Genomic DNA, 25,304 nt, shown 5'->3' on the forward strand with positions numbered 1-25,304 from the left:
GCTTGGGGGCAAGACTCCCGCTCAACGAGTGTCATCAACGTGATGGCCGGGTACATCTAGCTTCTCAGCCGGTGTCATTCCTGCCAAGATCACTCGCCCACGATGGTTCAACCGGTCCTGCGTGTCCTGGATGTCCTGATCGGTGAGTGTGTTGAAGTTCGTGCCCTTGGGGTACTCGTAGCGCAGCTGACCGTTGAGGTTCTCGTTCGTGCCCCGCTGCCAGGGCGAGTGCGGGTCTGCGAAGAACACCGGGCAGCCGGTGGCCACGGTGAAACGAGCATGCTTGGCCATCTCCGATCCCTGGTCCCAGGTCAACGAGCGCAGCACCGCCTCGGGCAAGGACTCGACCATCCGTGTGAGCTTGTCGATGACCGTCTCGGAGTCCCTGGCCCCGGGCAGTCGCCCCAGCAGCGTGAAGCGTGAGACTCGCTCGACCAGGGTGATCAACGCGGAGTTGCCCGGCCCCACGACCAGGTCCCCTTCCCAGTGCCCGGGGATCTTGCGTTCGCAGATCTCGGCGGCGAACATCTGCTCCCGGTCGGCCAACAGACACCCCTGTAGCCAGGTCCGCTTGGAAGCAGGCGGCAGCTTGGAGGCCGGGATACGTCCGGTGCGTCCCGAGCGCAGCGCGACTTCGACCTTCAGCTCCTGCAGCAGCACCGAACGGGCCTGCAGATACAGCTCTTGGTAGATGCTCTCGTGGCTGATGCGCATGCGCTCATCATCCGGGAACAGATGCCTCAGGCGCACGCTGACCTGTGGCGGTGAGTGCCCTTCGGCCATCAGGCGCAGCACCTGGTGACGTAGCGCCGGATGAGCGTGCAGCTTCCTGGTCTTCGGCCGTGCCCGCCGGTAGTCGGTGTGGTGCTGGGCGGTGGCGGCGTTGTAGGCCGAGTCCGCCGGGCCACCGGTCTTGCAGGAACGGCCCCAGCTCAACGTGTTCCTGGCCAGCTCGCGGCTGATCGTGGAACGGTGCACACCGAGGTCATCGGCGATACGGGACTGGGACCAGCCATCGTTCAGGCGTAACTCGATCTTCGTGCGTTCTGCCAGGCTCAGACGACGGGCGTGGCCGGTGCGGGCCGGCAGGGGTGCAACATTCGCAGGGATCACGGAGACATCCTTGCCTGCCCATCCCTGGGCTCTGTGCAGTCCTGCTTGCTGGCACCAGCGGCGCACGGAAGTACCGGAGACTCCGACCTGCTCGGCTACGGACTTCGAGGTGCCCCCGGCGAGCATCAGATCAAGCACTTGCAGACGCAGCCGCTTCGAAGCAGCACGAGAGATAGCGGCCATGGTGAGTACGACAGACCTTCCTGGTAGGCCCTGGAAGATCTGTTGCACTCACCGATGGAATCCGCCTGCAACTCAACGCCGTGTTGTGCCCTCAAAACGCAGGTGGGAGGCCGCCTCAGGAGGCCGAGGTGCCCTCCGCGGCCTGCCCTGCCTCGCCGGCCTGCCCTGCCTCGCCGGCCTGCTCCACGGCGACCTTCTCGGCCGCGGCCTCGTCCTCGCCGTCGGCGGCGAGCTGGCCACAGGCGCCGTCGATCTCCTTGCCGCGGGTGTCGCGGAGGGTACACGGGATGCCGGCGTCCTCCAGGCGCTGCACGAACTCGCGCATCACGTCCGGCTCGGAGGACGTCCAGATGGAGCCCGGAGTCGGGTTCAGCGGGATCGGATTCACGTGCACCCAGCCGCGTCCCCGGGCGTTGAGCTTCTTCGCCAGCAGGTCGGCGCGCCACGGGTGGTCGTTCATGTCCTTGATGAGCGCGTACTCGATGGACACGCGGCGGCCGGTGGCCTGGAAGTACTCGTAGGCGGCGTCGATCGCCTCGTCCGCCTTCCAGCGGGAGTTCACGGGGATGAGCTCGTCGCGCAGCTCGTCGTCCGGGGCGTGCAGGGACAGCGCGAAGGTCACCGGGACCTTCTCCTGCGCGAGCTTCCTGATGGCCGGCACCAGCCCCACCGTGGAGACGGTGATGTTACGGGCGGACATGCCCAAGCCCTCCGGAGCCGGGTCCACCATGCGGTGCACGGCGGCCATGAGGCGCTTGTAGTTCGCCAGCGGCTCCCCCATGCCCATGAACACGATGTTCGTGACGCGCTCGGCGTTGTGTCCCTTCTTCTGCAGGCCGCCCAGGTCTCCGGCGGCGATCACCTGGTTGGCGCGGACCACCTGCTCCACGATCTCCGCGGCGGACATGTTCCGGGTCAGTCCGTTCTGGCCGGTGGCGCAGAACGGGCAGTTCATGCCGCAGCCGCACTGCGAGGACACGCAGAGCGTGACGCGGCCCGGGTAGCGCATGAGCACGGACTCCACGAGCGCGCCATCGAACAGGCGCCAGAGGAACTTGATGGTGGCGCCGTCGTCCGTCTTGAGGCGGCGCACCTCGGTGAGCAGCGGAGGGAAGAACGCCTCGGCGATCTGCGCACGCTTGTCCTTGGGCAGGTCGGTCATCTGCTCCGGGTCCGTGGTGTGGCGCTCGAAGTAGTGCACCGAGAGCTGTTTGGCGCGGAACGCCGGCAGGCCGATCTCCTTGGCCTTGGCCTGACGCTCCTCCAGGGTCATGTCGGCGAGGTGCTGCGGGGGCTGCTTCACGCGCGGCTGCTTGAACTGCAGCAGCGGGCGGCCCTCGGCGTCGGCGGCCTGGGTCCAGCCCTCGGCCTGGGGCAGCACCTGGGGGCGCTCGGCGGATGCGGCGCTGCGGGTGCGGGGGTTCGGGCGGCGGGGGCTCTTTTCACTCATCTCGGCCATTGTCCCATCCCGGGGCGGGCACGGTCAGGTGCCGCCGGTCACGGGCAACTGCACCCCCGCTGCGCTTTCGCTCGCGAAAGGGGAGGCAGGCCCAGCGCTTTCGCTCGCGAAAGGGGAGGCGGAAGCCCACGACCGCTTCCCATTTCGCTAGCGAAAACGACGAGGTCTCCAGCAACGACGTCCGGGGCCGGCCCGGCCGCTACTCCCGCACGTGCACGGTCCTGTCCCGCCCGGCCAGGTATCCGAACACCGCCGCCAGCGTCCCGGTGCACGCGAACAGCACGGCCGCCGGCACATAGGAACCCGTCACGGCGAACAGCTGCCCCACCAGGAACGTTCCCGACGAGCCGAGCGTGTACCCGACGCCCTGCATCATCCCGGACAGCCTGGACGCCATGGACGCGGTCGCTGTGCGCAGCCCGATCATCGTCAGCGCCACCGCGGTCAGCGCCCCCTGCCCGACGCCGAGCATCGCCGCCCACACGCCCATCGCCCCCATCGGCCCGAGGATCACCAGCACGAACCCCGCCCCCGTCAGCACCGCCGCGGCCACGGCCAGCCAGGACTGCCGCCGCATCCGGGCCGCCAGGATCGGCGCCACCAGCGACCCGGCCACCTGCAGCATGATCGACGCCGCAACCACCGACCCCGCAGCCCCGGCCTCCATCCCCCGGTGTCGCAGGATCGGCGCCATCCACGCGAACACCGCGAACGAGCTCATCGCCTGCGCGGCCATCATCAGCGTCAGCCACCAGGCGGTCCGGGACCGGAACGGGCTCGCCTCCCGCTCCGGGTGGGGCACGACGACGGCACCGTCCTCCGCCTGTCCGCTCGCCTGGCCATCGTGGTCGGCGGGGCGTACCCCGCCGGCTCCCACAGAGCCGGCCGACGACACGGTGCGGGGCCCGGCGGAGGTGCGGAGCCGTCGTCGGGACGACGCGGGGTCCGGGCGATGGACGCGGCCGACCAGGCCGCGCATGGACCACAGGGCAGGGGCGATCGCGATCAGGACCAGGAGCGCGAAGCCGGCCCAGGCGCCGAGGGCGAGGCGGACGTCCCCGAGCGCGCCGAGCAGCGGCTGGGTGAAGGCGGCGCCGAGCGCGGCGGACGCGCAGATGGTCATGGTGTAGATGCCGCTCATCAGCCCGATGCTGGAGGGGAAGTCCATCTTCACGATCACCGGCAGGACCACGTTGCCCACGGAGATGCCCAGGGCCGCGGCAAGGGTGCCGACCCAGAGGGGCCAGAGGGCGTCGCCGGCGGGGAGGGAGCGGATGCACAGGCCCGCCGCAATGAGGACGAGGCCGACGGCGAGCGCGGACCAGGTGCCCCAGCGTCGGGCCAACAGGGGGACGAGCGGGGCCGCGAGCCCGATGACCGTGACCGGCAGGGCCGAGATCAGCGCGACGGCGCCGGGGCCCATGCCGGTCAGCGCCGTCCACTCGGTGAGGACCGCGGCGAAGGAGGAGAAGACCGTGCGCAGGTTCAGCGCGATCAGCACCACGCACGCGATCAGGTAGACGGTGAACGCGATGGAGCGACGGCTGGGCCACAGGGCGTCGGGGATGTTCGCGTTCACAGGGACCAGGGTAAACCCGAGCCCTCCCTGCCGTTGTCGCTCGCGAAATGGGAGGGGTCAGCCGTCGTCGGGGCGGCGCCGGGTCTGCCGTCCGGCGCGGGCCTTGGCCCGACGGTGGGCGGGCGAGTTGCCGACGATCAGGCCCGGACGGCTGCGCATGTCCTTGCGCTCGATGATGCGCTCCATGGGCGCGCGCAGGACGGCCCGCGCGATGAACGGCATCGCGATCAGCGCGAGGACCATGAGGCCGACGACGACCCATTCCGTGGTGCTCATGCCTGTCATCCTCCCAGATCGGCGGGGAGGTCGGCCGGCGCGCTCAACGCCGCAGTGTGCGCAGGATCCAGCGGGCCACGCTTGCCTGCAGTGCCTCTGGCAGGCGCCGGTACACGGGTGCGGCCACGGCCCAGATGCGCGCCTCGCGGCGGGAGTCCCGGCCGGTCCACCCCCAACCGAGCCCGGTGCGGACGGGTGCTGGCAGCAGCCCGGCGGTGAGCAGCCTCGCCAGAGGCAGAGCGGCGCGCAAGGGCGGTGACAGGCCCTGCCCGGAGAAGAGGTCGGCGGCGATGGCGCGGACCTCGGGGGTGATCTCCAGCCCGGCCATCTGCAAGTCCCAGTAGGCGTCGAAGGCGGTGCGGTCGGCCGGCCAGCGCTCCTCCGCGACGCCGAGCGAGGTCGCCAGGGACGCGTACTCCCGGTACATCCGCTCCGCCTGGTCGGCTGGAAGCGTGCCCCAGACGCGGTGGCGCACCTGCTCCCCGGCCCAGTAGAGGGTGGCGGCGACCCAAAGTTGGGCGTCGGGGTCGAAGGCCGAATACGCCCGGCCCTGTGCGTCCAGCCCGCGGACGGGAGCGTGCGCGCGGTGGACGTGTCCCAGCACCTTCCTGCGTGCGAACTGTGCCTCCGGCAGCACGGCCACGCAGATGTACTGCAGGGTGTGCCGCAGCCGGGCGATCGGGTCCTCGGTGAACCGCGAGTGCGCGGCCACTCCCGCCCCCACCCGATGGTCCGCCACCTGCAGCAGGATCGCCGCCCCGGCCCCGGCGAGCATGACCGACTGCCGAGCGACCTCCGCCGCCGTGCGCGGCGGAGGTGCTGGACGCAGGAGGGGACGCAGCGAGGTCATGGCTCCATCGTCGCAGGGCGTGCGGCCGGCGGTGGAGGGCCTCCCCTTTCGCGAGCGACGACGAGCGGGGTGGCTGGGCACAGGGGCCGCGCTGCCGACGGCGCCCGGAGGGTGGCCCCGACCCGCGCTCGAGTGAACGTCCGGTGAACCGCGCACGGGCGGCGCCGTTCACCTTGTGTTCACCTCAGTTCACCATCGACCGTGCCGCCAGAAACCGTGGAATCGCGCCGATTCCTCGCCACCCGCCTGCCACGCACTGTGACCCCCGCCATGCCGACCGCCCTGTCCACACTTGCTTTTCACCCCGTTTCGCGTATCCTTGGTTTAGGAGTTGTTCACTTCCCGTTCACCTTCCCGAACGGAGAGCGAACCAGAACCGAAGATTTCCCGGCGGACCGCTTCCCCGAACGTCCGCCCCGAGACGCCGGATCCGTCCGGCACGCAAAGGAGGTGCTCGCACATGAGCATCAACACCACCGAGTACCGCGAGGCCCTGCCCACCCAGCCGAACCCCGTCCTGTTGCGCCGCGTGATGACCCGCGTCGAGAACGACCTGGTCGCCCGCCACGCCGCCACCCTCGGCGAGGCCACCGTCCGATCGACCTTCCGTGAGGTCGTCGACGAGTTCAAGGCCACCGCCCGCCTGTACCACTTCATGCCGACACTCACCGAGCACGACGCCGAGCGTCGCCTCCGCGAGATGGAGGAGGACATGGAGCTGGCGGCCGCCTGACCCCACCCGGAGGACCGCTCAGGCTTCCCGACGACGGCGGGGCACCTTTCGCACGGAAGGTGCCCCGCCGTCGTCGTGCGTGGAGAAGAAGGATTCAGGCGCCGACATCCACACCGAGCGCCCGGCGCATCGGCTGGAACTTCACGCCGATCTCCGTGACCTCCTCGGCCGGGTCCGCGCCCGGCACGATGCCGCCGCCTGCGTGCAGGCGTACGGCCACGGCCACGTCGGGACTGGGCTCACCCTCGGCGTTCGCCACGCCGTCGCCTGCGCCCCTGTCCGGCCCCTCCGCCGCCCGCATGGCCTGCCCGCAGCGCAGGGCCAGGGCGATCTCACCGTCGCCTGAGCCGTCCACCCAGCCCACGGGTGCGCCGTAGCGGCCGCGGTCCACCGGCTCGACCTCGGCGATCACGCGCACGGCGTCGGGCGTCGGGGTGCCGCCCACGGCGGCGGTCGGGTGCATGCGGGTGACCACGTCCAGCACGGTGCCGGCGGCGGCCTTGAGCTGCCCGGAGATGCGGGTGGCCAGGTGGTGCACGTTCGGCAGGGTCAGCAGGTGCGGCATGAACGTCGAGTCGTCCATCTGAAGCACCGGGGTCAGCGCCTCCCACACGGAGCGCGCGGCCCAGTGATGCTCGTCCGCCAGGCGATGGTCCGCGGCGATGTACGCCTTGGCCGCCGCGTCAGCCTGCACGGTGGACCCGCGTGGCACGGAGCCGGCGAGCACGAGGGACTCCACCGCGCCGTCGTGCTGGGTGGCGAGCATCTCCGGGGTGGCACCCAGCAGACCGCCGACGGCGAACACCCAGGTCTGCGGGTAGGCCTCGCGCAGCCGGTCCAACGCAGACCAGAGCGCACCTTCATCCGCCGGCACGGTCTCGGTGCGGCTGATGACCACCTTGCGCAGGATCTCGCCGGTGGCCTCCGGGCCCTCGGACGGCCGGCCCAGGCGCTCGAGCACCGCACGGACGCCGTCGGCGTAGCCGGAGTCGTCCCAGGCGCGCTCCGGGTCCGCGGCCGGCAGCGGCATGTGCCCGTGCGGGGCGAGCTCAGCGGCCTCGTCCACGGCCACGGCCGCGCGCAGGGCGGTGGCGGAGACGTCCTGCACGAACAGCTTCACGCCCTGCGGACTCTGCTCGGTCCAGTGCGTGGGGATGCGCAGCACGGCCGGCTCGTCCGAGGCGTCGGTGAAGGTCCCAGCCACCCAGGCCCGCTGGGCCGGCTGCGGCCGCGGCTCGTCCGCCTCCGCCGCCGGCACAGGGAGCATCGCCAGGGTGCCGGTCTGCGGGGTGGCCTTCACACTGCGGGACCACAGCTGGGAGATGCGGCGCAGCCGGTCCTTGCCCTGCAGCAGCACGGTCCACCCTCCGGCTCCGACCAGAGCCTTCTCCCCCTGGACCCACACCACGGCGTCCGCGAAGGCGGCGTCGGCATGGACGGAGGGCAGGAGGGAGCGCAGATTCTCGTGCGGGGCGGACATGCCACCCATTGTTCCGCACCCGAGGTGTGGGGCGTCCCGCAGCGGTCCGGCTGAGATGCCGACCACGTTGCATTCATACCCCCAGGGGGTATAGAACAGAGGGTATGGAGAGCACCGTAACCAGCTGTTGCGACGACGCTGAGGACCATGCCGACGCCGGCCACACCCACGGCTATGGCGAGCAGAAGCATGCGTACCTCAAGCGCCTGCGCCGCATCGAAGGCCAGATCCGCGGGCTGCAGCGCATGGTGGACGAGGACGTCTACTGCATCGACATCCTCACGCAGGTCTCGGCCGCCACGAAGTCCCTGCAGTCCGTGAGCCTCGCCCTTGTGCAGGACCACCTGCGGCACTGCGTGGCCGAGGCCGCCGTGCAGGCCGACCACACCGGCCGCGCAGACATCGTAGACGCGAAGGTCGCCGAGGCCACCGCCGCGATCGGCCGCCTCCTGCGCTGAACCGCCTTGAGCACGCTGTCAAGGACCTGAACACGCTGAGCAGGCCCCGCCCCGTCCCCGAGTCGCACCTCTCCCCATCCGTCCCACACACACAGAAGGAGCCCCACATGGCCACCACCGCACTGACGATGACCGGACTGACCTGCGACCACTGCGTCGCCTCCGTCACCGAGGAGATCTCCGAGCTGCCGACGGTCACCGCCGTGAACGTCGACCTCGTCCCCGGCGGCGTCTCCACCGCCACCGTCACCTCCGACCAGCCCCTGGACCCCGCCGACCTGCGCGCCGCGGTCGAGGAGGCCGGCTACGAGGTCGTGTCCGCCTGATGCCCACCGGCCCCTCACCCCTTCCCGACGACGGCCGCCCCGCCTCGGCGGAGGCCTCGGCGACGGCCTCGCCTCAGGCGTCACACGGCACCGCCCCGGCGCCGCACGACCCGGCGGACGCGCACGCACAGGAGACGCCGGCGCCCACCCGCACCGTGACCCTTGACGTCACGGGCATGACGTGCGCGTCCTGCGTGCGCCGAGTGGAGCGCAAGCTGGGCAAGGTGGACGGGGTCTCGGCGACGGTGAACCTGCCGCTGGAGCAGGCCGCCGTCACCGCACCCGAGTCCGTCTCGGACGCGGAGCTGATCGCCGCCGTGGAGGCGGCCGGCTACGGGGCGAGCGTGCAGGAGAAGGCCCCGGCCGTCGTCGGGAAGCACGGCACCCGCCGTCCCGACGACCCGACGGACCCGGCCGACCCGGACGGCGGCACACCCGCCGGCTCCCCTGCCGACCCCGCTTCCGGCGCCACCGATGCGCACGCCCCGGACACGCTGCTGCGGCGGCTGGTGGTGGCGGCGCTGCTGACCGTGCCGACCGTGGTGGTCTCGATGGTCCCTGCCGCGCAGTTCCCGCACTGGGGCTGGGTGGCGCTCGCCCTGTCCGCGCCGGTGGTGTTCTACGCAGCCTGGCCCTTCCACGCGGCCGCCGCGCGCACCGCCCGGCACGGATCGTCCACCATGGACACGCTGGTGTCCGTCGGCGTGCTGGTGTCCTGGGGCTACTCGACGATCGAGCTGCTCCTGCACCCGCAGATGACCGCACACGTGGGCCGCACGATGGCCGAGATGGCGGACCACAGCCTCTACTTCGAGACCGCGGCGGTCATCACCACGTTCCTGCTGCTGGGCCGCTGGCTCGAGGCGCGCGCGAAGCGCCGGGCCGGGCAGGCACTGCGGACACTGCTGGACCTCGGCGCCGCGCAGGCGACGCTGTGGGACCCGGCCACGCGGACCGAGCAGGTGGTGCCGGCAGAGTCCCTGGCCCCGGGCGACACGGTGCTGATCCGCCCCGGCGAGAAGGTCCCGACCGACGCCGTGGTGGTCGAGGGGACCTCCGCCGTGGACGCCTCGCTGCTGACGGGCGAGTCCGTGCCGGTGGAGGTCGGACCCGGTGACGAGCTCACCGGCGCCACCGTGAACGTCACCGGGCGGCTGGTGGCGCGGGCCGTGCGCACCGGCGCGGACACCACGCTCGCCCAGATGGGCCGGCTGGTGGCCGAGGCACAGACCGGCAAGGCGAAGGTCGCCCGGCTGGCGGACCGCATCTCCGCGGTGTTCGTGCCGATCGTCATGGCGATCGCCGCGGTCACCCTGGTGGTGTGGCTGCTGGTGACCGGCGGGGACGTGGCCTCGGCGCTGCGGGCGTCTGTGGCCGTGCTGGTGATCGCGTGCCCGTGCGCGCTGGGCCTGGCGACGCCCGTGGGGCTGCTGGCCGGGACGGGAAGGGCCTCGCAGCTGGGCATCCTCATCCGCGGCCCCGAGGTCCTCGAGGACTCCCGGACCGTGGACACGATCGTCCTGGACAAGACCGGCACCGTCACCGAGGGCCGCATGCGGCTGACGGAGGTCGTGCCCCTGCCCGACGGTGAGGTCGACGGCGACGCCCATGGCGCTTTCGTTCGGGAGAACGTCGAGTCCCCGGACGCTTTCGTTCGGGAAAACGTCGGGTCTGTTCCGGCGGCCCCCCTTCCCGACGACGGCACCCGCCCCCGCCACGACGCCCACCGGGCGCTGACCCCGGCCCAGGCGGCCCTGCTCACCCTCGCCGCAGCGGTGGAGCACGGTTCGGAGCATCCGATCGCCAAGGCGATCGTGGAGGGCGCCGCGGAGCACGGACTGCAGCTGCCCGCCGTGGAGGACTTCGCGTCCTCGGCCGGCGGCGGCGTGAGCGGTCGCGTGGTGTTCGACGACCAGGCCCAGGCGGAGTCCGCGCCCGACGTCGCAGGGCAGCAGACCGCCGGGCAGGGCACTGCCGTCCCCGCGTCCCAGCACGTGGCGGTCGGCCGCGGCGACCTCATCCTCCAGCACGTCACCCGCCCGTTCTCCCCCGAGGCCGAAGCCCGGTTCTCAGCGGCCGAAGAGTCCGGGTCGACGGCCGTCTGGGTGGCCGTGGACGGCGAGCTGGCCGGCTTCGTGGCCGTGCAGGACACCGTGAAGGAGTCCTCCGCCGCAGCCATCGCGGACCTCAAGGCCATGGGCCTGCGTCCGATGCTCGTCACCGGGGACAACGCCGCCGTCGCGCAGGCCGTCGCCGCCGAGGTCGGGATCGACCCGGAGGACGTGGTGGCCGGTGTCCGGCCGGAGGCCAAGGTCGAGGTGGTCCGGTCTCTGCAGGGCGAGGGAGCCGTCGTCGGGATGGTGGGCGACGGCGTCAACGACGCCCCGGCGCTGGCCCTGGCGGACGTGGGCATCGCGATGGGCTCGGGCACCGATGTGGCGCGCGAGGCCGCGGCGATCACCGTGATGGGGTCGGACCTGCGGCAGGTGGTGCAGTCACTGGAGCTGTCCCGGAAGACGCTCGGCGTGATCCGCATGAACCTGTTCTGGGCGTTCGCCTACAACACGCTCGGCATCCCGGTGGCGGCACTGGGCCTGCTCAACCCAATGATCGCCGGCGGGGCGATGGCCGCCTCCTCCGTGCTGGTGGTGCTCAACTCCCTGCGGCTCACGCGCTACGCGCGCTGACGCCAAGGCACGACGACGCCCCGGCCACCTGGCAGGTCCAGGGCGTCGGGGCGTCGGGGCGGGGAGCCCGGCGGGCCGCCGGGCCTTCGTTCCGATCGAGAGCCACTCTGGCGCACTCCGAATCGGATCGAGCGCTCAGGACCGAACCCTCAGGGTCCAGCGCTCAGGACCGAGCCTTCAGGGTCCAGCGCTCAGGACCGAGCCCCCAGAGTCGAGCGCTCAGGACCGAGCGTTCACCAGCTCACGGCACGACGGCGCGGGAGCGCTCCAGCCAGCGCTCGAGCTCGCCGGACTCCTCCCACCGCTCGAACAGCTCGGAGACGGCCGGCTCGCGCAGGGTCATGCCGATGTGCTCGCGCAGCCGGTCGATGTCCTCTTCGGAGAACTGCTCCAGGAAGGGGGCCAGGTCCAGCTCCGCGCCCTCTCCCAGCTGGGCGTGCTCCACGATCTGGTCGAGCGCGTCGATCTCGTCCCCGCGCGCCACCCGCACCAGCGCACCCATGGCGAGGAGCTGCTCGCCCGTGCGCATGGAGATGTAGCCGTCGGAGGACTCGGCGCGGATGGTGCGCCGGTAGTCGTCCAGGCGGAAAGTGCCGTCCAGGACCTCGTCGAGGAGGTCGGTGGCGGTGTCGTTCTCGAAGACCTTCGTTCCCCAGCTGGACATGTCGCCAGACTAGGACTCATCCGCCGCCCGCGGCCAGATGTCCCGCCCGCTGCGCGATGAGTGACAGTTCCCGCTCCATCTGCTTCCGCGTGACTCTCATGGCCAGCGGGCCCATGACCGTCATGCCGACCCGCTCGGCCAGGCCCTTCACCCCCGTCGCAGGTTCCCCGACCTGGGTGGCGTCGAACCGGAACACCAGGTCGGTGCCGTCCGGCTCGGCGCCGTTGCCGGCCGGGGCGAGGTCGAAGCCGGTGTCGTACCGGACACCGCCATGCTCGGCCACGATGTCCGTCCGCCGCTCCGGGTCCACCGCCGTGACCTCCATGGTCTCGGTGGCCTCCCGGCCGAACATGCGGCGCGTCTCGCGCCACCGGGTGCCGCGATGGTAGGTGCCGGGGCCGTCGTCGGAAAGCCGTTCCAGCCGAACGATGTCCGGCAGCAGCCCGGCCATCCCCTCCAGGTCCGTGATCACCTGCCACACGACGGCGGCCGGCGCCTCGACATGCCGGCTCACCCTGATGCTCCACATCGGTTCGACGGCGGTCATGGGGTCTCCTTCCGGAGGGTGTGTTCCGTCGTCAGCGTAGACCCGCGACGGGCCCGTGCGTCAGTCCCTAGACTCGACCCCATGAGCGAGCACATCCGTTCCGAGACCGGCGAGAACACCACCGCACCGCCCCAGGCCGCGAAGCAGGTCGCCTGGCCCGAGCGGGTGGAGGTCGGCGAGCGCCAGGTGGCCTACCGGCTGACGGTGAGGGCCGGCGCGGACGAGCTGTGGGCGTTGCTCGCGGACCCGCATCGCCACCACGAGGTGGACGGCTCCGGCACCGTGAAGCCGCGGGTGGAGGGCCCTCACCGGCTTGCTGTGGGCGACCGGTTCAGGGTCCACATGAAGAAGTACCGGGTGCCCTACGTGATGCCCCTGACCGTCACCGGCTCCGAGCCGGGCCGCCTCATCGAGTGGGCGCACCCGGGCGGACACCGCTGGCGCTGGGAGTTCCGGGACAACGGGGACGGCACCACGGAGGTCACCGAGACCTTCGACTACTCGTGGGTCGGCGAGCGGCAGGCCAAGGCCTACGAGCTGCTGCGGCTGCAGAAGGAGAACGCCCGCGGCATCTCCGCCTCGCTCACGCGCCTGGCCGCGCGCCACGCCTGAACCGGCGCCGCGTACGCGCCGCAGCACCGGCCACGACGCACCGGACCGGTCGCTCCGGACCGGTCGCACCGGCAACGAGGCCGACGCGCCGGACCGGTCGCACCGCTCAGGCGCGCGGACGCGGGCTGGTGGAGTGTCCGGTGAAGTAGGCGACGAGCTCGCCGTCGGCCTCGATGCGGACCTCGATCATGCGGTCGCGGCCGAACTCGATCTGCTGGCGGGCGATCGCGGTCAGGCGGGTGCCGAGCTTCGCCGGGGCCACGTAGGTGATCTCCGCACGGCGGGTCACCGGGGCCGCGCCGGAGGTGGCCACGCAGTAGGCCAGGGCGGTGTCTGCGAGGTGGAAGAGGAAGCCGCCGTGGCAGATCTTGTGGGAGTTCACCATGTCCTCGGTGACGTCACGGTGCATCTCCACGTGGCCGACCGCCACCTCGCCGAGGCTCACGCCGTGGTCCTTCACGGCCGGGTCGTTGACGTATATCTCCTCCAGGCGGGCGCGGACGGGCTCCAGGGACTCGGTCTCGCCGCCGGCCTCGGCGGGGGTGGTCGGGGCGACGTTCTCGGTCATGCTGCTCCTTCGAAGCGGTGGGCCTGCGGGGCGCAGGGCGGGTGCTGTGCGCAGGGTGCACCGGCGCCCTGGCGGACGGTGGGCACCGATCCCGACCAGTATGCCGGTGAGCGCGCCCACTCAAGGAGGCGAGGAGACGGGCCGAGGTGCGGGGCCGACGTCGGGAAGCCGTCCCTGCCTGTTCCCGCCGGCGGAACGACAAGCCCCGCCTCCCATGTCGCGAGCGAAAGCGCCTCCCATGTCGCGAGCGAAAGCGCCGTCTTTCACCTGCCCGCACACGACCGCGGGCCCGGCGCCGATGAGTCGGCACCGGGCCCGTTGCACCCGGATCGGGGCGCTGGGACGTTGCGTTGGAGGCCTCAGTCCTCCATCGCGTAGTCGATCACCACGCGGCCGTCGATCTTGCCGTGCCGCATCTCATCGAACACCGCGTTGATGTCGCCGAGCGGGCGGGTGTGGAAGGTCGGCTTGATCTTTCCGGCCGCGTAGAACTCGAGCGCCTCGACCATGTCCTGACGGGTGCCCACGATCGAGCCGCGGATGGTCAGGCCCTTGAGGACGATGTCGAAGATCGGGGCCGGGAAGTCTCCCGGAGGCAGGCCGTTGAAGACGATGGTGCCGCCGCGGCGGGTCATGGCGATCGCCTGGCCGAACGCCTGCGGGTGCACCGCGGTGACGAGCACGCCGTGGGCGCCGCCGATCTTCTCCTGGATCTGAACGGACGGGTCGGCCACGTTCGCGTTGACCGTGATCTCGGCGCCGTGACGCTCGGCGAGCTTGAGCTTGTCGTCGGCGACGTCCACCGCCACCACGCGCATGCCCATGGCCACCGCGTACTGCACGGCGATGTGCCCCAGGCCGCCGATGCCGGAGATGACGACCCACTGGCCGGGACGCACCTCGGTCTGCTTCAGCCCCTTGTACACGGTGACGCCGGCGCAGAGGATCGGACCGACCTCCAACGGGTCCGAGCCCTCCGGGATGACGGGCGCGTAGCGGGTGTCCACGAGCATGTACTCGCCGAACGAGCCGTCGGTGGAGTAGCCGCCGTTGAGCTGCTCCTCACAGAGCGTCTCCCAGCCGGTGCGGCAGTACTGGCAGTGGCCGCAGGCGGTCCAGAGCCAGGCGTTGCCGACCATGTCTCCGACCTTGACGTTCTCCACGTCCGGGCCGACCTCCTCGACGATGCCGACGCCCTCGTGACCGGGGATGAACGGCGGGGTCGGCTTCACCGGCCAGTCGCCCTCCATCGCGTGCAGGTCCGTGTGGCAGACGCCGGAGGCGATGAGCTTCACGAGTGCCTGGTGCTGGCCGGGCGTCGGGCGCTCGACCTCCTTGACCTCCGTCTCGTTGCCGAACCGGGTGACGACTGCTGCCTTCATGGCGGTCATGGGGAATCACCTTTCTTGTGGAGTGTGGTGTTTCTGGGATCGAACGTGGGGGTGGGGATGGTCTGCAGGGGGCCGGGTGCCTGCCGTCGCACCGGCGACGACGCTCGGGGGTCGCCCGGCGGCCCCGGGGCACGACGACGGCCGCTCACCGCCGGCCGTCGCCGTGCCTGACCGCGGGATCGGCTCAGAAGAACCCGAGCTTGTCCTCGGAGTAGGAGACGAGCAGATTCTTGGTCTGCTGGTAGTGCTCGAGCATCATCTTGTGGTTTTCACGGCCGATGCCCGAGGCCTTGTACCCGCCGAACGCCGCGTGGGCCGGGTAGTTGTGGTAGTTGTTCACCCACACGCGGCCGGCCTGGATGGCGCGGCCGGCCCGGTAGGCGGTGTTGCCGTTGCGGGACCAGACGCCGGCGCCGAGGCCGTAGAGGGTGTCGTTGGCGATCGTCATGGCGTCGTCGAAGTCCGTGAAGGTGGTCATGGAGACGACCGGCCCGAAGATCTCCTCCTGGAAGATCCGCATGGAGTTGTTGCCGCGGAAGATGGTCGGCTGCACGTAGTAGCCGCCGGCGAGCTCGCCCTCCATCTCGGCCTGGGCACCGCCGGTGAGCACCTCGGCGCCCTCCTGCCTGCCGATGTCCAGGTAGGAGAGGATCTTCTCCAGCTGGTCGTTGGAGGCCTGGGCGCCCATCATGACCTCGGTGTCCAGCGGGTTGCCGGTCTTGATCCGCTCGGTGCGGGCCACCACGGTCTCGAGGAACTTGTCCGCGATGGACTCCTGGACCAGCGCGCGGGACGGGCAGGTGCAGACCTCGCCCTGGTTGAGCGCGAAGAGGGTGAAGCCCTCCTGCGCCTTGTCCCAGAAGGCGTCGTCGGAGTCCATGACGTCCTCGAAGAAGATGTTCGGGGACTTGCCGCCGAGCTCGAGGGTCACCGGGATGATGTTCTCGGAGGCGTACTGCATGATGAGGCGGCCGGTGGTGGTCTCACCGGTGAAGGCGACCTTGCGGATCCGCGGGTTCTGGGCGAGCGGCTTGCCGGCCTCGAGGCCGAAGCCGTTGACCACGTTCACCACACCGGCCGGGAGCAGGTCTCCGATCAGCTCCATGAGCACCATGATCGAGGCCGGGGTCTGCTCGGCGGGCTTGAGGACCACGCAGTTGCCGGCGGCCAGGGCCGGGGCAAGCTTCCAGACGCCCATCAGCAGCGGGAAGTTCCAGGGGATGATCTGGCCGACAACGCCGAGCGGCTCGTGGAAGTGGTAGGCGGTGGTGTCGTCGTCGAGCTGGGACAGGCCGCCCTCCTGGGCGCGGATGGCGCCGGCGAAGTAGCGGAAGTGGTCGATCGCCAGCGGCACGTCCGCGTTGAGGGTCTCGCGGATGGCCTTGCCGTTGTCCCACGTCTCGGCGACCGCGAGCATCTCGAGGTTCTCCTCCATCCGGTCCGCGATCTTCAGCAGGATGGTGGAGCGCTCGGTGGCGGAGGTCTTGCCCCAGGTCTCGAAGGCGGCCCAGCCGGCGTCGATCGCCGCGTCGATGTCCTCGGCGGTGCCGCGGGCGACCTCGGTGAACACCTTGCCGGTCACGGGGGTGATGTTCTCGAAGTACTGGCCCTTCTTCGGGGCGACCCACTCGCCGCCGATGTAGTGCTCATAGCGGGGCTTGAACTCGACCTCGGCTCCGTCGGTTCCGGGGAATGCGTAGACGGTCATCGTGTGACTCCTTCGTCTGCGGTTGCGGCGCCGGGGCGGCGCCCTCGTCCATGACTGTGACGCTAGTCACGGGGACGTTGCACGAACGTTGCAACGGGGGCGGCGCTCAGCCGATCTCGCGCTCGAGCCGCTCCAGGGTGGCCACGGCCAGCGCCCGCCGGGGCGAGTCGGCCGGCAACAGCTGCAGCGCCGCACCCCACAGCTCGACGTCGTCGCGGGCCTCGGGCCGGTCCAGGTAGGCCCAGAGCTGCTCGGCGTCCGCGTCCTGGGCGACGGCCTCCCGCAGCCCCTCCCCCAGCTCGGCACGGATCGCGTCGATGCCCGGCGACTCCGACCGCGGCAGCACCGGCCCCGCGGCGGCATACAGGGCGCGGTCCAGGTCCCCGTCGCGCAGGGCGTCGCGGGCGCACAGCGCGTCCACGTGCACGTGGCCGTCGAGCCGATAGGGGCGGGACAGCAGCTCCACCGGGGCATCGGCGTTCTGCAGGGTCCGCCGCAGCCGGTGCACCTCGGCGCGCAGGGAGATCGCCCGGGCGGCACCGTCGGCCGTCGCGGGGCGGCGGCCCTCCGTCCCAGCTCGCCGCTTCCCGACGACGGTCCCCTCCTCCGGATACAGCGCCGCCTCGAGCTCGGCGCCGGTCAGGCCCGTGCCGTGCCAGGCCAGCAGCGTGAGGATCTCGGCGTGGCGGCCGGTCAGCTCCACGCCGTCGAGCATCGGCGGCAGGTGGCCGGTGACGCGCAGCAGGCCGGCGGCGGCGTGGCGGTGGGGCGCGGTCGCCGCAGGTGCCGCCGGGCCGTCGGGTGCCGGCGAGGCGGCAGGCGGAGGTGAGGGGGCCGTCGTCGGGAAGGAGGTGCCGGTGGTGGCGTGCGCGGGGGCGGGCAGGTCACGCCAGGCGACGTGCACGGCGTCCGCGGTGGACTGGAGCAGGGGCAGGGCGAGCGGGCTGACGGCGTCGTCGCCGCCGGTGAGGTCGATGACGCCCACGAGCCGGCCGGTGACCGGGTCCGTCAGCGGGACCGCCGAGCAGTTCCACGGGTGGACGCGGTGGCTGAGGTGCTCGGCGCCGCTGACCTGCATGGCGGAGCCGGTGGCCAGGACGACGCCCGGGGCGGAGGTGCCCATGGACGATTCGGACCAGTCGGCGCCGGGGACGAAGCCCATGGCCTCGGCGCGGTTCAATGCGGTGCGGTCCCCCTCGACCCAGAGGAGGTGCCCGTGCTCGTTGCCGATCGCGACGACCAGGCCGGCCTCCGCCGCGGGCTCCACGAGCATGCGGCGGACGATCGGCAGGGCCGCGGCGATGCGCTGCTCGCGGCGGGCCACGGTGAGGTCGGCGTCGCTGAGGGTGGCGGGGTCGGTCTCGCCGAGCAGACGCGGGGCCGTGAAGCCGCTGAGCGAGCGGAGCCAGGACTCGCGGACCTCGCGGCGCAGGCCCTGCAGGGCGGCGCGCAGGCCCTCGTTGTCAGCGGTGCCGGCGGACGTGGTGAGGGGGCTGCGGGGGCGGGTCCTCGAGCCGGTGGCCGGGGAGCTGCCCGCGGGCGGCACCAGCGGCAGCGCAGCGGTGGAGAGCGACTCGTGGGCCCTCTCCACGACGCGCCGGTAGGCGCCCACAGCGAGGGTCGGCGCCATCAGGCCGCGTCCTGTGCGAGCAGGCGGGAGCGGATGAGGAACCGCTTGCCCTCCGGGGCCTCGACCGAGAAGCCGGAGCCGCGGCCGGCCACGGCGTCCAGGGTGAGGTGGGTGTGCTTCCAGTACTCGAACTGGGCGGCGGACATCCAGAACGCGATCTCGGCGGCGTCGGCGGGGACGGGGTCGGTGCCGTCGGCCGGGGCGTCGGCGTCCGCAGCGGCGGAGAGGTCGAAGGTGCCCAGCAGGACGTCCGAGCCGCCGGTCTTGAAGTCCCCGGCGGGGTAGCACATGGGCGAGGAGCCGTCGCAGCAGCCGCCGGACTGGTGGAACATCAGCGGGCCGTGGATCGGGATGAGGCGGCGCAGCAGGGTGAGCGCGGCCAGCGTCATGGCGACGCGGGAGTCGGTCTCGCCGGAGATCTCGGGGCGGGCGTCGAGCACGGCGACGACGGCCGCGTCGGCCGCCGCGTCACTCCCCCTTGCGCTTTCGTTCGGGAAACCGTCGCGTTCGGCGGCGCTGTCGTTCGGGAGAACGTCGGGTTCCATGGGGCAACCTCCTTGCCGGACTGTCGTTCCGGACGGTCACCCGCGGCGCGCAGTCGGGGACGCCGCGGACCGTCCACCCATCGTAGTGAGCACTGTGACCGGTGTCACGGGGCCGGGCCTGGGAGTTCCCCAGCGCACCGTCACGGGGCTCGTCCCAGGACCTCCCCACGCGCCCCCTCCTCCAGCACCGTCGTGGACGGCCGCGAGGCCGCCGGTGACGTGGACCCCCGGCTGGGTTCCGGCGTCCTTCCTGGTGGCCGAGGACGAGGACGGGAACCTCGTGGACCGCGTCTCCATCCGGCGGGAGCTCAACGACGCCTTGCGTCACGTCAACGGTCACACCGGCTACTGCGTGCGCCCCGGCTCCCGCCGCCGTGGCCACGCCTCCCGGATGCTCCGCGGGGCGCTCCGCCTGGTCGGTGAGCGCGGGGAGCCTCGGCGCTGGTGACCTGCGGGGTGAAGAACACCGGGTCGGCCGCGGTGATCCGTGCCTGCGGCGGCGTGGAGCGGGACGTGGTCCTCGCCCGCGCGGACGGCAACCCGCACGGGCCGCGGACCCGCCGCTTCGACGTCCCGACGACGGCACCCACCTCTCTCTGACCGTTTTCGCCCACGAAACGGGAGGACCTGTCGGAGCAGCCCCGTCCCCTCAGCCGGGCGCCGCGCCGCACCCTGCCGCCCCACGCCCTCAGCGTTTTTTCGCTGGCGAGACGGGAGGAACACCCTGGAGGAGTTCCTCCCGTCTCAGGCTGGCACCGCATGCCGTCGCCCCGTTTTGTCAGCGAAAACGTGGAGTGGAACGGGTGGCATGCCACGCCGGACCCGACGGTTTCCCGAACGACAACGCTCCGTGGGCCGGCGTCGGCTCGCGGCCGTCGTCGTCCCCGGGCCGCGTCAGTGGCCGCCGCCGAGGCGGCCGGCCATCCGGGCGCGCATGGCCCGGCTGGCCACGTTCAGCCCGGTGATCTCCACCGTGGTGCCGTTGCGGCGGTACTTCTCCTCGATGGCGTCCAGCGACGCGATCGTGGAGGCGTCCCAGAGGTGGGCCTCGCGGAAGTCGATCTCCACGCGCCCCGGGTCCTCGGCGTAGTCGAACTGCGTGTAGAGGTCGTTGGAGGAGGCGAAGAACAGCTCGCCGCGCACCCGGTACCGGGCCACCGCGTCCTCGCCCTCACCGTCCACCGTGCGGGAGACGGTGGCCAGGTGGGCCACCCGGCGGGCGAACATCACCATGGCGGTGAGCACGCCCAGGCCCACGCCCACGGCCAGGTTGTGGGTGGCCACGGTGGCCACCACGGTCACGAGCATCACGAGGGTCTCGGACTTCGGCATGAAGGCGAGGGTGGACGGGCGGATCGAGTGCCAGTCGAAGGTCGCCAGGGACACGAAGATCATCACGGCCACCAGGGCGGCCATGGGCACCAGCGCCACCACGTCGCCGAGGCTGACGGACAGGATCAGCGTGAACACGCCAGCCAGGAAGGTCGAGATGCGGGTGCGTGCGGCAGAGGCCTTCACGTTGATCATGGTCTGGCCGACCATGGCGCAGCCGCCCATGCCGCCGAAGAGACCGGACACGATGTTCGCCACGCCCTGCCCCCAGGACTCGCGGACCTTGGAGGAGCGGGTGTCCGTGATGTCGTCCACGAGCTTGGCGGTCATGAGGGACTCCAGCAGCCCGACGACGGCCATGCCGAGCGCGTAGGGGGCGAGCAGCTGCAGGGTCTCCAGGGTGAAGGGCACGTCCGGGATGAGCAGGGCCGGGAGGGAGTCCGGCAACTGGCCCTTGTCCCCCACGGTGGGCACATCCACGGCGAACGTGAGGGTGAGGGCCGTGACCACCACGATCGCCACCAGCGGGGCGGGGACCACCGTGGTCACCCGCGGCAGCAGGAGGATGATCGCCAGGCCGAGCGCCGTCAGCGGGTAGACCAGCCAGGGGACGCCCATCAGGTCCGGCAGCTGGGAGCTGAAGATCAGGATGGCCAGGGCGTTGACGAACCCAACCATCACAGAGCGTGGCACGAACCGCATCAGCTTGGCCACGCCGGCCAGGCCAAGGAGCACCTGGAAGACGCCGGCCAGGATCACGGCGGCGAAGAGGTGGTGCAGTCCGTGGGACTGCACCAGGGGCGCCACCACGAGGGCCGTGGCCGCGGTGGCCGCGGAGATCATGGCGGGCCGTCCGCCCACGAAGGCGATGGCGATGGCGATGGCCATGGTGGCGGCGGCGAAGAGGCCGACCTGCGGGTCCACTCCGGCGATCAGCGCGAACGCGATGGCCTCGGGGATCAGCGCGAGGCAAACCACGAGTCCGGCCAGGACCTCGGTCTTCAGGCGGCGGGGCGAGCGCAGGGCGCGGCGGACGGACTGCTGCTGCTCCGGGGTCTCCACAGGGGTGTCGGCGGGATCAGGGGGCGCGGGGGAAGGAATGCGAGAGTCGACCATGGCTCAGACTCTAACCTTACGTAAGGGTAGAGTTGCCGACCTCCCCCAAAAAGAGGGGCAGATCACACGCCCGTCAGTGCGCGAGGCCCTCCAGCTCGGCCAGCAGCTCGTCCGCCTGGGCCAGCTTGCGGGCCAGGGTCTCCCGACCGCGGCGGGCCCGCTCCAGGAACCCGTCCAGCACGGCAGGGTCGTCGCCCACCGCTCCGGACTCGAGCAGCTCGAGCATGCGGGAGGTCTCCTCGAGACTGAACCCGAGCGGAACGATGTGCTTGACCCGCCGCAGTCGTTCGACGTCGTCCTCCGTGTAGAGGCGGAAGCCGCCCTCGCTGCGGGCGGACGGCGGAACCAGCCCGACGTCGTCGTAGTGGCGGATGGAGCGCAGGGAGAGTCCCACACGCTCGGCCACCTCACCGATCTGCATGGTGCGGCCACCCACCTCACCGGTGCCCTCGCCCATCGTCCTCACCTCTTCTCTGTCGGCGCTCGCGCCGCGGATCCGCACTCCGCCCTCGCACCGCGTGCTCCACGCCGCCCCTCGACCCTACCGGGGCGCCGGGCGTGCCGCATGACGCCACCACACCCGCTTCCCGACGACGGCCACCGCACACGATTGACCCTCGCCTCGGCTCGATTCTTCCTCCATATCGACAGTTGTCGATATGTTGTGGGGCCCGACGCCGTCCGGCGCTCCCAGGCCACGACTCCTCATCCCCCTCACCACTCACCCAGGAGATCCCATGATCGCACCCGCAGAGCAGCCCCGCCCCTCCGTCCTGTTCGTCTGCAAGAAGAACGGCGGCAAGTCCCAGATGGCCGCCGCCCTCATGGAGCAGCTGGCCGGCGACGCCGTGGAGGTCCACTCGGCCGGCACCCACCCCGGAACGGCGATCAACGCGCTGTCCGCGGAGACCGTGGCGGAAGTCGGTGCGGACATGTCTGCGGGCACACCGAAGGCGATCGACCCGGAGTTGCTGCGCCGGGTGGACCGCGTGGTGGTGCTCGGGTCCGAGGCCCGCGTGGAGCCGGCGGTGGACATGGCCGGCACAGTGGAGACCTGGCACACGGACGAGCCGTCCGAGCGCGGGATCGAGGGAGCCGTGCGCATGCGTCTGGTCCGCGACGACATCGCACGCCGCGTGCGCGAGCTCCACGCCGAGCTCACCTCGTCCCCTCGGTGACAGCGGCGAAGGGCGGGCAGGCTTCGGGGACTCGACGGCCTCTCGAACGACAGTGCCCGGGGACTCGTCGTTCTCCCGAACGGAGACTCAGGGTCAGGCGTCAGTACGCCTTGACCCGCTGCTCCACGATCAGGTGGATCAGCGCGAACTGCCCGCCCTGCACGGCCTGCAGCGCCGCGTCCACCGCCGCCGGCACGTCCGCGTCCTGCTCCACACGCACGCCCACGCCACCGAACGCCTCGGCCATCGTCGCGAAGTCCGGGTTCTTCAGCTGGGTGCCGGAGATGCGCTCCGGGTACTGGCGCTCCTGGTGGGTGCGGATCGTGCCGTACTCCTGGTTGTCCATGACCACCACGAGAGGCCTGGCACCGTACTGTGCCGCAGTCGCCAGCTCCTGGCCGTTCATGAGGAACTCGCCGTCGCCGGCGATGGTCACCACCACGCGGTCCGGGAAGTTCAGGGAGGCGGCCACGGCACCGGGCACGGAGTAGCCCATGGAGCCGTTGCGGGCGGAGATCATGGCCCGGTATCCCTCGGTGGGGAAGTAGCGGTGCGCCCAGTTGGTGTGCTCACCGGCGCCGAGGGAGATCATCGAATCCTTCGGCAGCTTCGGCATGAGGTTCGCCATCAGGGTCGCCATCCTCGCCTGACCGTCGCACGGCTCGGCAGCCGGCAGCGCCGCGAACTCCTCCTGCTCGCCGCGCATGCGCCGGGTCCACGCACGCCACTCGTCCTTCACGGCGAGGTCCATGCGCACCAGGTCCCGGACGAACACGTCCGGCTTGGCCACGATCTGGTGGGACACCGGGCCGGAGCGGCCGCGCAGGGACGGGTCGATGGTGACCAGGAAGTTCTTCTTGTCCCAGTTCTGGCGGATGGTGAAGCCGTCGGTCACCACGTCGCCGGGGACGGTGCCGACGAACACGATCAGGTCGGTCTCCTCCAGCAGCTTCTGCGTCCAGTCCGGGCGGCCGTAGCCGATGGGCCCGATGTAGGACGGCGAGGAGAACGGCACGGTGCCCTCGGTGCGCCACTCGGCGGCGGCCGGGATCTCATGGGCCTCGAGCCACTCGGTGAGCATGGCAGCGCCCTCGTCGGTCCAGTCGTTGCCGCCGGTGATGAACAGGGGCTTCTCGCAGCCCTTCAGAGCGGAGTGCAGCGCCTTCCAGTCCTCCACGGTCATGCCGCCCTGGGCCACGGGGATCTGCGGGTGCAGTGCCGCGGAGATCTCCTCCTGGATGACGTCCTCCGGCAGGCCGACCACCACGGGGCCGGGCCGGCCGGAACTGGCGGCGAACATTGCCTCGGCCACGATCTCGGACGCGCGCTCCGCGTGGTCCAGGACCATGACGCGCTTGGCGCCGGTGTTGAACCAGGCGTGCGGGTCGAACTCTTGGAAGGCCTCGCGGTCGCGGTGCTCGAACGGGATCAGGCCCACGAACAGCACCATGGCGGTGGAGTCCTGCCAGGCGGTGTGCAGGCCGACGTGCGCGTTGGCCGCGCCGGGGCCGCGGGTCACCATGGCCACGCCGGGGACCTCGTTCATCTTGCCGTCGGCCTCGGCCATGTAGGTGGCGCCGCCCTCGTGGCGGCAGACGACGTTCTCGATCGACGAGTCGTGCAGGCCGTCCAGCACATCCAGGTAGGACTCGCCGGGCACGGTGTAGATCCGCTTCACTCCGTGCGACTCGAGGGTCTTCACGATCACATGGCCGGCGGACATGTGGCCGGCGTTCTCCGTCTGCGACATCGGTCGTCTCCTGACTTCGTGGGGCGCCGCCTCGTCGCGGGCCCATGCCTCGGTGCCACCGCCTCCCGTGACGACGGTGCGCTGATCACGCTAGCCGAGCCTCCCCCGCCTTTCGAGGATTGAGAAGTCGGCATCCACATCATGGGCATGTGGTCGGAGTGTGACAGCGTGCCCGTTCCGGCCACCGGCACACGGGCCGCCGGCGGCGGCCACCTCCCCTTCCCGACGACGGCACTGCCCTCCGCCTGTCCCCTCACCCGTCCTCGAGCAGGGAGGCGACGTGCCCTGCCGAGGCCCGGGGCCGTCGTCGTACAGTGCAGACATGCTCTCCCCACGCACGCTGGACCGCCTCCACCTGCTCGCCACGTTCCTCAACACGGCGCCTGGCCCGCACGGCGGGCAGGTGCTGGAGGAGCGGCTGATCTACGGCACGCAGATCCCGGACGTGGTGCCGGCGGTGCACGAGGGGAAGTCCCGGGTGCGTGTGGCCAACGCAGCGCTGCAGCGGGCGCATGCGCTGCGCGGCCGCGTCGCGGCGCTGTGGACCGCCGCCGACGCCGGCGAGGACGTCACGGAACCGGTCAACGAGCTGCTGGCGGAGGTCGGGGCGCTGGCGCTGGTGGAGACGGAGGAGGGCCTGGTCTACGGCCCGGCCTCGCAGACCTCGGACGCCGTCGAACGACTGACCGCGCTGGCCGCGCTGACCCTGGCGGACGTGGTGGCCGAGGGCGAGGCCGCCCGGCTGCGCGTGTGCGCCGGCGAGGACTGCGGCAACGTCCTGGTGGACGCCAGCCGCAACCGCTCCAAGCGCTTCTGCGACGAGGCCAACTGCGGCAACCGCCTGCACGTGCGCAGCTACCGGGCCCGTCAGGCCGAGGCCGCCGAGGCCGCTGAGGACGACGCGCCGGAGACGACCTCCGGGAACTCCGGCGAGCACACCTCCGGGGACAAGGACAAGGCGACCAAGACGTCCAAGAAGAAAAAGAAGAAGGACAAGGACAAGAAGAAGTCCAAGAAGAAGGGCAAGAAGAAGCCCAAGGACTGATTCCGGCCCTGCGCTGCGCCTAGGTGTAGGAGGGCATGACGTTGTTGACACATGCAGGGGCCAGTGAGGCCGGA

General features: G+C 71.4%; 25 protein-coding genes. 9 read left to right on the top strand and 16 right to left on the bottom strand.

Annotated features, from left to right (window positions below; all coding sequences use genetic code 11):
• Positions 1-21 precede the first annotated feature (21 nt).
• From FM125_RS05360 to FM125_RS05380, 5 genes are all read right to left on the bottom strand, one after another.
• Entirely contained in the window at positions 22-1,296 is a 1,275-nt protein-coding gene (locus tag FM125_RS05360; RefSeq protein WP_087133878.1) for an IS30 family transposase, read from the bottom strand.
• Positions 1,297-1,411: 115 nt separating this feature from the next.
• Positions 1,412-2,746 (bottom strand): dual-specificity RNA methyltransferase RlmN, encoded by a 1,335-nt coding sequence (gene rlmN, locus FM125_RS05365; protein ID WP_087133895.1) that lies wholly within the window; start codon positions 2,744-2,746, stop codon positions 1,412-1,414.
• A gap of 208 nt (positions 2,747-2,954) precedes the next feature.
• Positions 2,955-4,334 (bottom strand): MFS transporter, encoded by a 1,380-nt coding sequence (locus FM125_RS05370; RefSeq protein ID WP_087133879.1) that lies wholly within the window; start codon positions 4,332-4,334, stop codon positions 2,955-2,957.
• Between the two features lie 57 nt (positions 4,335-4,391).
• A complete protein-coding gene (locus FM125_RS05375; RefSeq protein WP_087133880.1) occupies positions 4,392-4,610 on the bottom strand; it encodes a hypothetical protein in 219 nt (72 codons plus the stop codon).
• Positions 4,611-4,653: 43 nt separating this feature from the next.
• On the bottom strand, positions 4,654-5,460 hold the full coding sequence (locus FM125_RS05380; RefSeq protein WP_245829828.1) for an oxygenase MpaB family protein: 807 nt from the start codon (positions 5,458-5,460) through the stop codon (positions 4,654-4,656).
• A gap of 460 nt (positions 5,461-5,920) precedes the next feature.
• Between FM125_RS05380 and FM125_RS05385 the strand changes: the two genes are divergently transcribed.
• The gene (locus tag FM125_RS05385) at positions 5,921-6,193 is read left to right on the top strand and encodes a three-helix bundle dimerization domain-containing protein (RefSeq protein ID WP_067190670.1); all 273 of its coding nucleotides are present in this window, start codon (positions 5,921-5,923) and stop codon (positions 6,191-6,193) included.
• Between the two features lie 94 nt (positions 6,194-6,287).
• Here FM125_RS05385 and FM125_RS05390 read toward each other — a convergent pair whose 3' ends face one another.
• Positions 6,288-7,673, bottom strand: a complete 1,386-nt coding sequence (locus FM125_RS05390; protein ID WP_180525374.1) for an isochorismate synthase — start codon at positions 7,671-7,673, stop codon at positions 6,288-6,290.
• Between the two features lie 104 nt (positions 7,674-7,777).
• Here FM125_RS05390 and FM125_RS05395 point away from each other — a divergent pair, with 104 nt between their 5' ends.
• The 3 genes from FM125_RS05395 (at position 7,778) to FM125_RS05405 (ending at position 11,144) form a co-directional block, all read left to right on the top strand.
• Entirely contained in the window at positions 7,778-8,131 is a 354-nt protein-coding gene (locus FM125_RS05395) for a metal-sensitive transcriptional regulator (RefSeq protein WP_067190673.1), read from the top strand.
• Between the two features lie 107 nt (positions 8,132-8,238).
• Positions 8,239-8,457, top strand: a complete 219-nt coding sequence (locus FM125_RS05400; protein ID WP_087133882.1) for a heavy-metal-associated domain-containing protein — start codon at positions 8,239-8,241, stop codon at positions 8,455-8,457.
• Positions 8,457-11,144, top strand: a complete 2,688-nt coding sequence (locus FM125_RS05405) for a heavy metal translocating P-type ATPase (RefSeq protein WP_087133883.1) — start codon at positions 8,457-8,459, stop codon at positions 11,142-11,144. Before FM125_RS05400 ends, FM125_RS05405 begins: the two co-directional genes overlap by 1 nt.
• Before the next feature lie 241 nt (positions 11,145-11,385).
• Here the strand turns inward: FM125_RS05405 and FM125_RS05410 are convergent, their stop codons facing one another.
• Both FM125_RS05410 and FM125_RS05415 read right to left on the bottom strand, forming a co-directional pair.
• Entirely contained in the window at positions 11,386-11,808 is a 423-nt protein-coding gene (locus tag FM125_RS05410; protein ID WP_070637891.1) for a DUF4259 domain-containing protein, read from the bottom strand.
• 16 nt (positions 11,809-11,824) lie between these two features.
• Positions 11,825-12,355, bottom strand: a complete 531-nt coding sequence (locus FM125_RS05415; protein ID WP_245829830.1) for an SRPBCC family protein — start codon at positions 12,353-12,355, stop codon at positions 11,825-11,827.
• An 81-nt stretch (positions 12,356-12,436) separates the two neighbouring features.
• Here FM125_RS05415 and FM125_RS05420 point away from each other — a divergent pair, with 81 nt between their 5' ends.
• Positions 12,437-12,967: an SRPBCC family protein gene (locus FM125_RS05420; RefSeq protein ID WP_087133884.1), complete on the top strand. Its 531-nt coding sequence runs from the start codon at positions 12,437-12,439 to the stop codon at positions 12,965-12,967.
• 106 nt (positions 12,968-13,073) lie between these two features.
• Here FM125_RS05420 and FM125_RS05425 read toward each other — a convergent pair whose 3' ends face one another.
• The 5 genes from FM125_RS05425 to FM125_RS05445 all read right to left on the bottom strand — a co-directional run bounded on the left by FM125_RS05425 (position 13,074) and on the right by FM125_RS05445 (position 18,653).
• Positions 13,074-13,535 carry a hotdog fold thioesterase gene (locus FM125_RS05425; RefSeq protein ID WP_087133885.1) on the bottom strand — a complete coding sequence of 154 codons (462 nt, stop codon included), beginning with the start codon at positions 13,533-13,535 and terminating at the stop codon, positions 13,074-13,076.
• Between the two features lie 359 nt (positions 13,536-13,894).
• On the bottom strand, positions 13,895-14,926 hold the full coding sequence (adhP, locus tag FM125_RS05430; RefSeq protein ID WP_087133886.1) for an alcohol dehydrogenase AdhP: 1,032 nt from the start codon (positions 14,924-14,926) through the stop codon (positions 13,895-13,897).
• A 184-nt stretch (positions 14,927-15,110) separates the two neighbouring features.
• Positions 15,111-16,634: an acetaldehyde dehydrogenase ExaC gene (gene exaC, locus FM125_RS05435; RefSeq protein ID WP_087133887.1), complete on the bottom strand. Its 1,524-nt coding sequence runs from the start codon at positions 16,632-16,634 to the stop codon at positions 15,111-15,113.
• 106 nt (positions 16,635-16,740) lie between these two features.
• Complete coding sequence (locus FM125_RS05440) at positions 16,741-18,264, bottom strand: GAF domain-containing protein (protein ID WP_087133888.1); 1,524 nt, start codon at positions 18,262-18,264, stop codon at positions 16,741-16,743.
• Entirely contained in the window at positions 18,264-18,653 is a 390-nt protein-coding gene (locus tag FM125_RS05445; RefSeq protein ID WP_141756350.1) for a DUF779 domain-containing protein, read from the bottom strand. The genes FM125_RS05440 and FM125_RS05445 overlap by 1 nt, the downstream gene beginning before the upstream one ends.
• A gap of 370 nt (positions 18,654-19,023) precedes the next feature.
• On the opposite strand from FM125_RS05445, the gene FM125_RS05450 reads away from it, so the two are divergent.
• Together FM125_RS05450 and FM125_RS11955 are read left to right on the top strand one after the other, a co-directional pair.
• Positions 19,024-19,257 carry a GNAT family N-acetyltransferase gene (locus FM125_RS05450; RefSeq protein WP_087133890.1) on the top strand — a complete coding sequence of 78 codons (234 nt, stop codon included), beginning with the start codon at positions 19,024-19,026 and terminating at the stop codon, positions 19,255-19,257.
• Positions 19,254-19,409: a hypothetical protein gene (locus FM125_RS11955; RefSeq protein ID WP_180525377.1), complete on the top strand. Its 156-nt coding sequence runs from the start codon at positions 19,254-19,256 to the stop codon at positions 19,407-19,409. Before FM125_RS05450 ends, FM125_RS11955 begins: the two co-directional genes overlap by 4 nt.
• Before the next feature lie 294 nt (positions 19,410-19,703).
• On the opposite strand, the gene FM125_RS05455 is transcribed toward FM125_RS11955, so the two are convergent.
• Positions 19,704-21,257 carry a SulP family inorganic anion transporter gene (locus tag FM125_RS05455; RefSeq protein WP_087133891.1) on the bottom strand — a complete coding sequence of 518 codons (1,554 nt, stop codon included), beginning with the start codon at positions 21,255-21,257 and terminating at the stop codon, positions 19,704-19,706.
• A gap of 73 nt (positions 21,258-21,330) precedes the next feature.
• Positions 21,331-21,714 (bottom strand): MerR family transcriptional regulator, encoded by a 384-nt coding sequence (locus FM125_RS05460; RefSeq protein WP_067192142.1) that lies wholly within the window; start codon positions 21,712-21,714, stop codon positions 21,331-21,333.
• Between the two features lie 280 nt (positions 21,715-21,994).
• Here FM125_RS05460 and FM125_RS05465 point away from each other — a divergent pair, with 280 nt between their 5' ends.
• Complete coding sequence (locus FM125_RS05465) at positions 21,995-22,435, top strand: arsenate-mycothiol transferase ArsC (RefSeq protein ID WP_087133892.1); 441 nt, start codon at positions 21,995-21,997, stop codon at positions 22,433-22,435.
• Positions 22,436-22,535: 100 nt separating this feature from the next.
• Here FM125_RS05465 and FM125_RS05470 read toward each other — a convergent pair whose 3' ends face one another.
• Positions 22,536-24,185, bottom strand: a complete 1,650-nt coding sequence (locus FM125_RS05470) for a thiamine pyrophosphate-dependent enzyme (protein WP_087133893.1) — start codon at positions 24,183-24,185, stop codon at positions 22,536-22,538.
• A gap of 322 nt (positions 24,186-24,507) precedes the next feature.
• On the opposite strand from FM125_RS05470, the gene FM125_RS05475 reads away from it, so the two are divergent.
• Positions 24,508-25,230, top strand: coding sequence for a CGNR zinc finger domain-containing protein (locus FM125_RS05475; RefSeq protein ID WP_087133894.1), 723 nt, complete (start codon positions 24,508-24,510; stop codon positions 25,228-25,230).
• Positions 25,231-25,304 lie beyond the last annotated feature (74 nt).

This window comes from Micrococcus lylae, assembly GCF_900163825.1.
In the GTDB taxonomy this organism is placed as follows: Bacteria; Actinomycetota; Actinomycetes; order Actinomycetales; family Micrococcaceae; genus Micrococcus; species Micrococcus lylae.